Source organism: Pseudomonas sp. TH32, from assembly GCF_016650855.1.
Classification (GTDB): Bacteria; Pseudomonadota; Gammaproteobacteria; order Pseudomonadales; family Pseudomonadaceae; genus Aquipseudomonas.
On sequence record NZ_JAEKFA010000002.1, the window covers coordinates 4,948,081 to 4,960,311 of the forward strand.

Annotated in this window: 12 protein-coding genes; 3 read left to right on the forward strand and 9 right to left on the reverse strand. The window is 62.5% G+C overall.

Annotated features, from left to right (window positions below):
* Positions 1-7: 7 nt before the first annotated feature.
* From creC to rloA2, 3 genes are read right to left on the reverse strand one after another with little or no spacing between them, the layout of a single operon-like run.
* On the reverse strand, positions 8-1,447 hold the full coding sequence (gene creC / locus JFV30_RS26415; protein ID WP_201125543.1) for a two-component system sensor histidine kinase CreC: 1,440 nt from the start codon (positions 1,445-1,447) through the stop codon (positions 8-10).
* Positions 1,447-2,115 carry a two-component system response regulator CreB gene (gene creB / locus JFV30_RS26420; RefSeq protein WP_010167473.1) on the reverse strand — a complete coding sequence of 223 codons (669 nt, stop codon included), beginning with the start codon at positions 2,113-2,115 and terminating at the stop codon, positions 1,447-1,449. The genes creC and creB overlap by 1 nt, the downstream gene beginning before the upstream one ends.
* A 9-nt stretch (positions 2,116-2,124) precedes the next feature.
* Complete coding sequence (gene rloA2 / locus JFV30_RS26425; RefSeq protein ID WP_010167475.1) at positions 2,125-2,625, reverse strand: retropepsin-like aspartic peptidase RloA2; 501 nt, start codon at positions 2,623-2,625, stop codon at positions 2,125-2,127.
* Between the two features lie 173 nt (positions 2,626-2,798).
* Here rloA2 and JFV30_RS26430 point away from each other — a divergent pair, with 173 nt between their 5' ends.
* The gene (locus JFV30_RS26430) at positions 2,799-3,686 is read left to right on the forward strand and encodes an acyltransferase (protein ID WP_201125544.1); all 888 of its coding nucleotides are present in this window, start codon (positions 2,799-2,801) and stop codon (positions 3,684-3,686) included.
* On the opposite strand, the gene JFV30_RS26435 is transcribed toward JFV30_RS26430, so the two are convergent.
* Positions 3,683-4,252 (reverse strand): DUF2780 domain-containing protein, encoded by a 570-nt coding sequence (locus JFV30_RS26435; RefSeq protein ID WP_010167480.1) that lies wholly within the window; start codon positions 4,250-4,252, stop codon positions 3,683-3,685. The genes JFV30_RS26430 and JFV30_RS26435 overlap by 4 nt on opposite strands.
* Before the next feature lie 144 nt (positions 4,253-4,396).
* Here JFV30_RS26435 and JFV30_RS26440 point away from each other — a divergent pair, with 144 nt between their 5' ends.
* Both JFV30_RS26440 and JFV30_RS26445 read left to right on the forward strand, forming a co-directional pair.
* Positions 4,397-5,041 carry an RNA polymerase sigma factor gene (locus JFV30_RS26440; RefSeq protein WP_201125545.1) on the forward strand — a complete coding sequence of 215 codons (645 nt, stop codon included), beginning with the start codon at positions 4,397-4,399 and terminating at the stop codon, positions 5,039-5,041.
* The gene (locus tag JFV30_RS26445) at positions 5,038-5,715 is read left to right on the forward strand and encodes an anti-sigma factor (protein WP_201125546.1); all 678 of its coding nucleotides are present in this window, start codon (positions 5,038-5,040) and stop codon (positions 5,713-5,715) included. Before JFV30_RS26440 ends, JFV30_RS26445 begins: the two co-directional genes overlap by 4 nt.
* Positions 5,716-5,765: 50 nt before the next feature.
* On the opposite strand, the gene fdhA is transcribed toward JFV30_RS26445, so the two are convergent.
* From fdhA to JFV30_RS26470, 5 genes are all read right to left on the reverse strand, one after another.
* Complete coding sequence (gene fdhA, locus JFV30_RS26450) at positions 5,766-6,965, reverse strand: formaldehyde dehydrogenase, glutathione-independent (protein ID WP_010167488.1); 1,200 nt, start codon at positions 6,963-6,965, stop codon at positions 5,766-5,768.
* Between the two features lie 182 nt (positions 6,966-7,147).
* Positions 7,148-8,005, reverse strand: a complete 858-nt coding sequence (purU, locus tag JFV30_RS26455; RefSeq protein WP_003209192.1) for a formyltetrahydrofolate deformylase — start codon at positions 8,003-8,005, stop codon at positions 7,148-7,150.
* Positions 8,006-8,127: 122 nt separating this feature from the next.
* A complete protein-coding gene (locus JFV30_RS26460) occupies positions 8,128-8,760 on the reverse strand; it encodes a sarcosine oxidase subunit gamma (RefSeq protein ID WP_201125547.1) in 633 nt (210 codons plus the stop codon).
* 140 nt (positions 8,761-8,900) lie between these two features.
* Complete coding sequence (locus tag JFV30_RS26465; protein WP_201125548.1) at positions 8,901-11,918, reverse strand: sarcosine oxidase subunit alpha; 3,018 nt, start codon at positions 11,916-11,918, stop codon at positions 8,901-8,903.
* On the reverse strand, positions 11,915-12,217 hold the full coding sequence (locus tag JFV30_RS26470) for a sarcosine oxidase subunit delta (RefSeq protein ID WP_010167494.1): 303 nt from the start codon (positions 12,215-12,217) through the stop codon (positions 11,915-11,917). Before JFV30_RS26470 ends, JFV30_RS26465 begins: the two co-directional genes overlap by 4 nt.
* Positions 12,218-12,231 lie beyond the last annotated feature (14 nt).

Below are 12,231 nucleotides of genomic sequence, written 5' to 3' on the forward strand. Positions count from 1 at the left end.
GGGGGATTTATGAAGGGAATGTGGAGACTGTGTGGAGATGCAGTTTGACCTGCACGCCGCCGGGCACGTTGCCGATTTGCAATGACCCGCCGTGCAGTTTCATCACTTCCTCGACAAAGTTCAGCCCCAGGCCCGTGCTCTTGCGCCCGCTGGCCGGGCGCGGCAGGGAATAGAAGCGTTCGCTGAGACGCGGCAAGGCGTATTCGGGGATCGGTTCGGCCTGGTTGAACAGGGTGAATTCGATGCCGTCATTCACGGCCCGGGCGCTGAACTGCAATGCGCCACCGGGCGGGGTAAAGTCCAGGGCGTTTTCCAACAGATTGCCCAGTGCCTGGCGCAGCAGGAACGGCTCGCCGTACACCTGCACATCCACTGCAATCGCCTGTTCGACCTGCAACCCGGCGCCTTCGATGCGCGCGCATTGGGCCTTGAGCACTTCGTCCACCAGCGCCGCCAACGACATACTGGCCTGGTCTTCCAGGCCCTGGCGCTGCTCCACCTGGGCCAGGTTCAGCAGGCGCTCGATCAACTGCTGCAAGCGCGCGCTTTCACTGTCGATATTGCCCACGAAACGCTGCTGCTGGTCACGGGACATGTCGCCCTGCAACAGCTCCGCCGCGCCGCGAATCGCCGCCAGCGGGCTTTTCAATTCGTGGGTCAGGGTGTGCACATAACGCTCGACGTACGCCTTGCCTTCCAGCTGGGTGCGCATGTGTTCCACGGCGGTGGACAACTGCTCCAGCTCACCACCGCGATAGTGCGGCAACTCGGCACGCCGGCCTTCGCTGACGGCCTGGGCATACGCCGTGAGCCGGCGCAGCGCGACACTCAACCACCACGACAACAGCGCGCCGAACAGCAGGCCCAGGCCCACCAGCCCGGCGCCGTACCACAGCAGCCGGTCTTCGGTACGATCCACGTAGGGCTGCAACGAGCTGTTGGGCTTGGCCACGGTGACCACGCCGATGATCTGCCCGTTATCGCGGATCGGCGCGCCAACGTGCATCACCGATGAGGCCGGGTCGTCCAGCTCGCTGCGGGTGGAACGTGCGCCGTATTCGCCGCGCAAGGTCAGGTACACGTCGTTCCACTTCGAGTAGTCCTCGCCCACGGCCTCGCCGGTGGAGTCCAGCAACACGATGCCCTTGGCGTCGGTGACGTAGATGCGGTGGTTGACCTGGTTTTTCGGCAGGCCCCAGATATTCGCGCCCGGCTGACGTTCGCCGTACGCCTTGAGCAGCTCGGGCCAGTGGCTCTGGCCGAGGGTGCCGTTCTTCACATCGTCACGCAGGATCTCCGCCAGCAGGTTGGCGGTGTCCACCAGGGTTTCTTCGGTGGACTGGCGCACGCCGGGGCGGATTTCCTTCATCACGGTGCTGAGCACAAAGTAACCGGTCAGGCCGATAAACAGCGCGTACACCAGGAAAAACCGGATCCCCAGGCGCATCAGCTGTTGCCCGGGCTGTAGCTGTAGCCCAGGCCGCGATGGGTCTGGATGGGTTCGGCGTCAGGCGCCACCGTGCGCAATTTGCTGCGAACGCTCTTGATGTGGCTGTCGATATTGCGCTCGTAGCCGGCATCCGCAGCCACGCCCACGGCGTCCAGCAGTTGTTCGCGGCTGAAGACCCGCTCGGGTTGCTCCAACAGGCTTTGCAGCAGGCGGAATTCATGGCGCGTGAGGCTCAGGGGCTGGCCGCGGTAACTGATCTGCATGCGCTCCAGGTCCACCTGGAACATCGCCGGTGCGACACCGGGGCCCACACGCTTGAGAATCGCCCGTACCCGCGCCGCCACTTCACGTGGGCTGAAGGGCTTGACCACATAGTCGTCGGCGCCGATCTCCAGGCCCACCACGCGGTCGATCTCGCCGTCCCGGGCGCTGAGGAACATCACCGGCACTTCGCTGAAGCGCCGCAGCTGTTTGCAGGTTTCAAAGCCGGTGATGTCCGGCAGGCCAATGTCGAGGATGATCAGGTCCGCCGGGGTTTGCCGCTGATGGGCCAGCGCCGCCTGGCCGAGGCTCAGCCAGGTGGTGGTGAAGCCCTCGCCTTGCAGGGCAAAAATCAGCGTGTCGGCGATGGCCGCTTCGTCTTCGACAATCAGGATATGCGGCATGGTGGTCCGTCAGCAGTCCGGTTTGTCCGCAGTGTAACGGCGAGCAGGGTTCACCGCAGCGCCGAATTCACGCAAGGCTTTGGCGCCAATCAGCAGCGGGTAGTTGAAGCTGCTGCGGTCGGTGAGGTTGACCTCGACGGTGCGCTTGACGTTGCCCAGGCACATTTCCAGGTCGATCACCGGGCGCTTGGCCACGGTGGCTTCGTCCTTGTCGTCATCTTCGTCGGCGCGGCTTTTGATTTTGCTGATGCGCGAGACCTTGTGCTCGTACACCTTGTTGGTGGCCTCCTTGCCGCCGAGGCGGAAGCGTACCCAGTCGTCGCCGTCACGGGTGAAGGTCTCGATGTCCCGGGCCGATAGCGAGGCAGTCAGCGCACCGGTGTCCATCTTGGCCTTGAAGGTCTCGCCGATTTCCGGCAGTTGAATGTATTCGTAGCGACCGTAAAGGGTCGGCTCGGCGGCCATGACAGGCAAGGCCACGAGAGTTAGCAGGGCAAGGATGGATTTCACGTAGGAGGTTTCCTTGAAGTAAGTGGGCGAATTCTAGACCGCAAAACCGCTGCTTAGTTGGGCGCCTAAGCATACCGGGCCTTAAGTGAAACATTCATCATCACATCTGCGATTTGGCCTCTCGACACAAGCTGCTTATCATGGCAGGCCAAAAATGATTCCAAGAGTTACTTATGCGCCGCCTGCTCACCGGCTGTTTCGTCACATCCCTGCTGTTGCTCAACACCCTGGTGCTGTTCGGGCCACTGATGGTGTTTGCCCTGCTCAAGCTGGTGGCCCCCGGTCGCTTTCGCGACTACGCCTCCTGGGCGGTCATGTGGATCGCTGAAACCTGGGCCGAGATCGACAAGCTGATCTTCGCCCTGTGCATCCCCACCCAATGGGACATTCGCGGCGGTGGCGACCTGCGGGGCGACACCTCCTATCTGGTGATCAGCAACCACCAATCCTGGGTCGACATCCCGGCGCTGATCCAGACCCTCAACCGGCGCACGCCGTTCTTCAAGTTCTTCCTGAAAAAGGAACTGATCTGGGTACCGTTCCTGGGCCTGGCCTGGTGGGCGCTGGATTACCCGTTCATGAAGCGCTACACCAAGGCGTTCCTGGCCAAACACCCGGAGCTGGCGGGCCAGGACCTGAAGATCACCCAGGAAGCCTGCGAGCTGTTCAAGCGCCAGCCGGTCACGGTGGTCAATTACCTGGAAGGCACCCGATTCACCCCGGCCAAGCGTCAACAACAGGACTCACCCTACGAGCGCCTGCTCAAACCCAAGGCGGGCGGTGTAGCGTTCGTGCTGGCGGCGATGGGCGAACAGCTGGACGCGGTGCTCGACGTCACTGTGGTTTATCCACAAGAGAACATTCCGGGTTTCTGGGACTTGATCAGCGGCGCGGTGCCGAAGGTAATCGTAGATATCCGCACCCGAGAACTGGATCCGGCGTTGTGGCAGGGGGATTACGAGAACGATCCGGCGTTTCGCCAGACCGTCCAGAACTGGGTCAACCAGCTCTGGATGGAGAAAGATGCGCGCATCGAACAACTGCGCGCAGAGCGACCTTAGCCGCCCGTGCCCCAGGCCGAAGCCAGCTTGCCCAGTACCGATTCGCTGGCACCCTGGCCGCCCAGGTATTTCAGGATGACCGGCGCAAACTGGCCCACCATCCCACTGTCCATGCCCAGCGCGCTGAATGCAGTGTTCAGGTCGCTGGTGTTCTTCACGTTACCCAATACGCCATCCAGGCCCGAGGTCTTGCTGCCGCCGCTCTGGCCAAGCATGCCGCTCAGGGCGCCGAGGCTGCCCAGGGAGTTGCTGCCGGAGAGCTTGTCCAGTCCCGGAACGCTCTGGGTCAACTGCGAGTAATCACCGCCGCCCAATTTATTCTTGGCCAGGCCCAGCATCGCGCCGGTGCCGCCGACGGCCTGCTCAGGGGTCACGTTCAGTTGCGAGGTCAGGGCGCCGAGCAGACCGGCGGTCTGTGAGGTCGGTGCAGCCGCTGCCGCCTTGTCGCCACCCTGTGCGCCCGAAACGGCATTGGCCACGTCGCCGAGGCTGAAACCTGCCGCAAACACCGGGCTGGCCGCCACGGTCAACAGGCAGGACAGGGCAAAACCGCGTGAAATCTTCATCAAGACAACCTCTGAAAGTAAGCGCTAAAAGCAGGGGTTTGACTGGGCAGTGCGAAGGATTGTTCCCACCTCACAGATTAGTTCAGAAAACCACTGCATCCGAACCGCCCTGCGCTGCGTATATCCACCACGAGCCGCACGGAGATGGATGGAATGAACGCCCAAGCTGGACTAACCTCAGCCTGCCCTCTTTACCGTGCGCCGTCCCGTCGCCCTGATGCAAGCGCCTGGAGAAGCCCCATTTCGACCCACGATGCCGATCAGCTACGGCAATTGCTGGCCCAGTGTTCACTGGGTAACCGCCAGGCGTTCGAAACGCTCTATCGCAGCGTTTCCCCGCGCTTGCACGGTGTTGCCCTGCGTTTCATGGGCCGCCAGGACCTGGCCGAAGATGTGCTTCAGGAGAGTTTCGTGCGCATCTGGTTCAACGCCTCGCGGTATGAGGCCCACTTGTCGGCGCCGCTGACCTGGATGATCAACATCACCCGCAACCTGGCCATCGACCAGTTGCGCAAACACCGCGAACAACCCTTGAGCGACGGCCAGCAAGACGCCATGGCCGACGAAAGCCCCAGCGCCCATGAATTGCTCGACAGCGAGCGTGAAGCCCACGCCCTGAACCGCTGCCTCGACAGCCTCGAAGGCATGCAGCGCCAATCAATCACCGTGGCTTACTTCCAGGGCTTGTCGTGCTCGGAGTTGGCCGACCAGTTGGCCGCTCCCCTGGGCTCGGTCAAATCCTGGATTCGCCGCGGCATGGAGCGTTTGCGCAGGTGCCTTGAATCATGAACTACCAAACCACCGCCCTGCGCCGCGCCCTCGCAGCGGATTACGCCATCGGGCTGATGCCCGCCACGGCGCGGCGGCGCTTTGAAGCACTGCTGCTGGACGATGCAGCCCTGCGCGTCGAACTGGGCCACTGGCAGGACGCCCTCGCCAGCCTGACCGGGCCGTTGCCCGAGCGGCCGGTGCCGGATCATGTGTGGGAAGGGATCAAGGCGCGTATTGAACCGCAAGTGCTGCATATGCCGGCGAAGAGGCCGTTCTGGATGAACCTGCGGTTGCTGGCAGCGGCGTGCGGGGTGGTGATCGCGGTGTTGGTGGGTGTGTTGTACCAGCGCGATCTGGGGGTGGAATACAACGCTACGCTGGTGGCGGCGGATCAACAGCCGGCGCTGAAGATCCAGGCGTATGCGGATCATCTGCAGGTGGAACCACTGACCCTGGCGGCTGTGGAGCCGGCCCGCGCGTTGGAGCTGTGGGCAATCCCGGCGGGCGGCAAACCGATCTCGCTGGGGTTGTTGCCGGTGTCGGGTAAAGGCCGGATTCAGTTGAGTAAAGAACACCAGGCACTGCTCAAGGCACCGTTGACGCTGGCGGTGAGTCTTGAGCCTCAGGGCGGCTCGCCAACCGGACAACCGACGGGGCCGGTGTTGTATCAGGGCCAACTCGCGTCACTGTAACGACCAATAAAAAGGGCGACCCTCGGGTCGCCCTTTTATTTGCCCGCGACTTAAGCCGCGCTGAACAACTTGTGCGGATCAATCACAAACTTCTTCGGCACACCCGCATCGAACTCGCCATAACCGCGCGGCGCGTCATCCAGGCTGATGACTTCCACGCCAACGATGTCGGCAATGTTGATGCGGTCCCACATGATCGCCTGCATCAGCTGACGGTTGTACTTCATCACCGGGGTTTGCCCGGTGTGGAAGCTGTGGGATTTGGCCCAGCCCAGGCCGAAACGAATGCTCAGGCTGCCCATTTTTGCAGCGGCGTCCACGGCACCCGGGTCTTCGGTCACGTACAGGCCCGGGATGCCGATTTTTCCGGCCACCCGCACCACACCCATCAACGAGTTGAGCACGGTGGCTGGCGCCTCGTGCTTGACGCCGTCATGGCCATGGCCGCGCGCTTCGAAGCCTACCGCATCCACAGCGCAGTCAACCTCAGGCTCGCCCAGCAACGCGGCGATTTGCTCGTGCAGCGGGGTGTCCTTGGACAGGTCGGCGATTTCAAAACCCTGGGCCTTGGCGTGGGCCAGGCGGATCGGGTTGACGTCACCGATGATCACCACCGCAGCACCCAGCAGGCGAGCGGAGGCGGCAGCCGCCAGGCCCACCGGGCCGGCACCGGCAATGTAGACCGTGCTGCCCGGGCCAACGCCCGCCGTGACCGCACCGTGGTAGCCGGTAGGCAGAATGTCGGAGAGGCAGGTCAGGTCGCGGATTTTCTCCATGGCCTTGTCGCGGTCCGGCAGTTTCAGCAGGTTGAAGTCGGCGTAAGGCACCAGCACGTATTCGGCCTGGCCGCCGGTCCAGTCGCCCATGTCGACATAGCCGTAGGCGCCACCGGCACGGGCCGGGTTGACGGTCAGGCACACGCCGGTGTGCTGCTCTTTGCAGGAGCGGCAACGGCCGCACGCCACGTTGAACGGCACGGACACCAGGTCGCCGATTTTCAGGTTCTCGACGTCGCTGCCTTTCTCGATCACTTCGCCGGTGATTTCGTGACCCAGGACCAGGCCGGTCTGGGCGGTGGTACGACCGCGCACCATGTGTTGGTCGGAGCCGCAGATGTTGGTGGAGACCACGCGCAGGATGACGCCGTGCTCAATCTTCCTGCCACGGGGGTCCTGCATTTTGGGATAGTCGATTTTCTGTACTTCGACCTTGCCGTTGCCGAGATACACGACACCACGATTACCAGACATGCTTTCACCTCGCTGTTGTTTTTATGGAACCGCGTCGCCCAGGCAGGCAGCGCGTTAAAGTGCTCGGGTACAGATGCTGTTTTTGCGTTGTTGCTGATGGCCTCATCGGGAGCAAGCCCCCTCCCACATTTTGATTTGTGAACACATTCAAATGTGGGAGCTGGCTCGCCTGCGATAGCGATCTATAGAACGACCGTACGATTGGCGTTTAAAAACACCCGCCGCTCAATGTGATACCCCACGGCCCGGGCCAGGGTCAGACCCTCAATATCCCGCCCCTTGGCGATCAAATCTTCCGGGTAGTGACTGTGGTCCACCACCTCCACGCCCTGGGCGATGATCGGGCCTTCGTCCAGGTCGTTGTTGATGTAATGCGCGGTGGCGCCCACCAGTTTCACGCCCTTGTTGTAGGCCTGGTGATAGGGCTTGGCGCCTTTAAAACCGGGCAACAGGGAGTGATGGATGTTGATGGCTTTGCCGTCGAGCTTGCGGCACAGCTCCGGCGACAGCACTTGCATGTAGCGCGCAAGGATCACCAGTTCGGCGCCCGACTCTTCGATCACCTGCCACACCTGGCGCTCCTGGGAGGGCTTGTCGTTGGGGTCCAGGGGGAAGTGGTAATAGGGAATCTGGTGCCAGTCGGCCAGGGGCTTGAGGTCGGGATGGTTGGAGACCACGGCAACCACGTCCATCGACAGTTGGCCGATGCGCTGGCGGTAGAGCAAATCGTTGAGGCAGTGATCGGCCTTGGAGACCATGATCACCACTTTTGGCCGGTAATTCGGCGCAGTCAGTTCGAAGATCATGCCGAACGCCTCGCCGCGAGTGGCCAGGCCGTCGCGGAAGGCTTGCTCGTCAAAACCGTCGGGCTGGCGGAATTCCACACGGATGAAGAACCGACCCGAGAGCCGATCATCGAAGGAGTGGTGTTCGGTGACGTAGCAGCCCTGCTCGAACAGATAGCGGGTCACCGCGTCCACCGTGCCGAGCACGCTGGGGCAGTCGGCGGTCAAAATCCATGTGTCGGGTACGCGGCTCATTGCGGGTAACTCCTCAAACAACTTCAGGCAACGCGCCCTCTGTAGGAGCCCGGCTTGCCGGCGATGACGATCTCACCAACGCCATCGCCGGCAAGCCGGGCTCCTACAGGGTAAGCGTCATATCAGGCTTCGACGGCCAGGCCATACTCAGCCGCCGCGTCCTGCAACCACAGCCACCAGTAATCCGAGAAGCTGCGACGGATCACCAGCTCCCAGGTGTCTTCAGCGGTATGGCGAATCACCAGTTGCGACTTGGCGAACACCGTGCCCACTGCCTTGCCCACCGGGAAGCTGTTGGGGTGCACGTCGTAGCTGGTGGATTTCATCAGCACGTCGCGCACGTTCGGGCCGCTGAGTTCGAGGATCTGCTGGCCGCCGCTGACGTTGACGACCTGGATATGCAACTCACCCAGCGCCTCGCGCAAACTTTGCTCGGCGGCGAATTCTTCACCGCTCGGCACCACCAGCAACCACTCATCCGGGCCGAGCCATTGCAGGCTGGTTTCACCTTTGACGATGACTTGCAACGCGCCGGGCAACTCGATGCCCAGGGCCTTGTGCACGCCGGCGGCAAAGGCGGCGTCGTGGCCGTCGCCACGAAGGGTCAGGTGGCCCAGCAATTTCTTTTCACACACGGTCACGCCGGCGTTCTTGCGGCCCTTGCCCACCAGGCTGGCGAGGTCGGCATGGTGCAGCGACGACTCGGCCTTGGCGCCGGAGGTGGGGCGTTGTTGGTAAACATTGGCTGCTGTCATAAAGCACCTGTTTGAATTCTGTAGGTCTTGCAGTGACTGTTCCGGCCTCATCGCGGGCAAGCCCGGCTCCCACATTTTTGAATTGCGAACACCTTCAAATGTGGGAGCTGGCTTGCCTGCGATGCAGGCGACTCGGTCTGTCAGATATTTTGACGCTCGCCTTTCGGGTCAAAGAACACCGAAGACACAATCTCCGCCTCGATCACGCTGCCATCCGCCAGCGGGGCAAACACCCGCTCGCCGATGCGCTTCAAGCCGCCCTTCACCACGCCCATGGCAAACGAATAACCCAGGGAGTTGTGGGCATAACTGGAGGTGACGTGGCCGACCATCTTCATCGGGATCGTCTGCTTGGCGTCGAACACCAACTGCGCGCCTTCCGGCAGCCACACGTTCGGGTCAATCGGCTTCAAGCCCACCAGTTGCTTGCGGTCTTCACGCACGCAATCTTCGCGATTCATCCCGCGCCAGCCGATCCACGAGAACGGTTTGGTGCGGCCTACACACCAACCCATGTTCAGGTCGTCCGGGGTCATCGAGCCGTCGGTGTCCTGGCCGACGATGATGAAACCCTTCTCGGCCCGCAGCACGTGCATGGTCTCGGTGCCGTACGGGGTCAGGTTGTACTTTTTGCCGGCCTCGACGATTTTTTCGAGCACGCCCATGGCGTAGTCGGCCTGCACGTTGACTTCGTACGACAGCTCACCGGTAAACGAAATCCGGAACACCCGCGCCGGTACGCCACCCACCAAACCTTCTTTCCAGGTCATGAACGGGAAGCCGTCCTTGTCCAGGTCGATGTCGGTGACTTCGCTCAGCAGTTTGCGGCTGTTGGGGCCGGACAGGGTCATGGTCGCCCAGTGGTCGGTGACCGAGGTGAAGTACACCTTGAGGTCTGGCCATTCGGTCTGCTGGTAGATTTCCAGCCACTGGAGTACGCGCGCCGCGCCGCCGGTGGTGGTGGTCATCAGGAAGTGGTTGTCGGCGAGGCAAGCGGTGACGCCGTCGTCGAAGACCATGCCGTCTTCCTTGCACATCAGGCCGTAGCGGGCCTTGCCCACGTCGAGCTTGGTCCAGGCATTACTGTAGATGCGGTTGAGGAATTCGCGGGCATCCGGGCCTTGAATGTCGATCTTGCCGAGGGTGGACGCATCCAGCAGGCCGACGCTGTCGCGCACGGCCAGGCATTCGCGTTTGACCGCGGCGTGCAGGTCTTCACCGTTGCGCGGGAAGTACCACGGGCGTTTCCACTGGCCGACGTCTTCAAACTCGGCGCCGTTTTTCACGTGCCAGGCGTGCAGCGCGGTGTAGCGCACCGGCTCGAAGATGTGCCCACAGTGGCGGCCCGCTACCGCGCCGAAGGTCACCGGCGTGTAGTTGGGACGGAACATGGTGGTGCCCATCTGCGGGATGGTCACGTTCAGCGAGCGGGCCGCGATGGCCAGGCCGTTGACGTTGCCGAGCTTGCCCTGGTCGGTGCCGAAGCCCAGCGCGGTGTAGCGTTTGACGTGCTCCACCGACTCGAAACCTTCGCGGGTGGCGAGTTCGATGGCGGCGGCGGTGACGTCGTTTTGCAGGTCGACAAATTGCTTCGGCGCCCGTGCAGTGGCTTTTTCGTGGGGTACCTGGAACAGCGCCAGGGTCGGCTCTTCCAGACGGCTCAAAGCTTTGGGCAGTGTGCCTTCCACCGGTGCAAAACCGGCTTCGCTGGCCGCGCGCACGCCACCTTCAAAACCGTCTGCCAGGGAGTCGCCCAGGCCGTAGACGCCGTTGATACCACCGACGCACACGCGTTTCTGCGATGCTTCGCCCGGTACGAAACCGAGGATGTCTTCACGCCAGGTCGGCTTGCCGCCCAGGTGCGAGGCCAGGTGAACCACAGGGCTGTAGCCACCGGAGCTGGCCACCAGGTCGCACTCCAGCCATTCTCCGGGGCTGGTGACTTTATGGGCTTTGACGTCGATGGCGGCCACGCGGGCGCCGGTGACGTGCTTGCTGCCACGAGCTTCGATCACGGCACTGCCGGTGAGGATGCGAATGCCTTTGGCACGGGCTTCTTCAACCAGCGCGCCCCGTGGGTTGTGGCGAGCATCGGCTACGGCGACAACGGTGAGGCCGGCGTCGAACCAGTCCAGCGCAACGCGGTAGGCATGATCGTTGTTGGTCGACAGCACCAGCTTCTTGCCCGGTGCCACACCGTAGCGACGCACGTAAGTCGAGACCGCACCGGCCAGCATGTTGCCCGGCACGTCGTTGTTGCCGTACACCAGCGGACGCTCGCACGCACCAGTGGCCAACACGACACGCTTGGCACGCACACGGTGGATACGCTGACGCACCTGGCCGATCGGCGCACGATCACCGAGGTGATCGGTAAGGCGCTCGTGAATGGTCAGGAAGTTATGGTCGTGGTAGCCGTTGACGGTGGCGCGAGGCAGCAGCACCACATCCGGCAGAGCTTTGAGTTCCGCGATCACGCTGGAAACCCATTCGGCGGCCGGCTTGCCGTCGAGGCTTTCACGGGAGTCCAGCAAGGAGCCGCCGAATTCTTCCTGCTCGTCCGCGATGATCACCCGCGCGCCGCTGCGAGCAGCGGCCAGGGCCGCCGACAGACCGGCAGGGCCGGCGCCCACAATCAGCACGTCGCAGTGACGGTTCATGTAGTCGTAGGTGTCCGGGTCGTTCTCGGTCGGCGAGCGGCCTAACCCTGCAGCCTTGCGGATGTACTTCTCGTACGTCATCCAGAACGATTGCGGGTACATGAAGGTTTTGTAGTAGAAACCCGGCGGCATCAGCTTGCCGCCGACCTTGCCGAGAATGCCCATCATGTCGTTGTTCACGCTCGGCCAGCCGTTGGTGCTGGTGGCGACCAAACCCTGGTACAGCGCCTGTTGCGTGGCGCGCACGTTAGGAATTTGCGTGGCTTCAGTGGCGCCAATCTGCAGCACCGCGTTCGGCTCTTCGGCACCGGCGGCGAAGATGCCGCGCGGGCGGGAATACTTGAAGCTGCGGCCGATGATGTCGACGCCGTTGGCCAGCAGTGCAGCGGCCAGGGTGTCGCCTTCAAAGCCTTTGTAGCTCTGGCCGTTGAAGCTGAAGCTCAGGACTTTGTTGCGGTCGATCCGGCCACCGTTGGACAGGCGATTGATCTGGCTCATACCTTCTCTCCAGAAGCCTTGGCGGTAAATTGTGGCTTCTCACCGATCTTGTAAGTTTCAAGAATTTCGTAGGTCACGGTGTCGCGGGTCGCGTTGAAATACTGGCGGCAACCGGCGGCGTGAATCCACAGTTCGTGGTGCAGGCCGCGCGGGTTGTCGCGGAAGAACATGTAGTCGCCCCACTGCTCGTCGGTGCAGGTATTCGGGTCCAGCGGGCGCGGGATATGCGCTTGGCCGGACGCGTGGAATTCCTCTTCGGAGCGCAGTTCGCCACAGTGAGGACAGAAGATATGCAACATAGGAAATTTCTCCT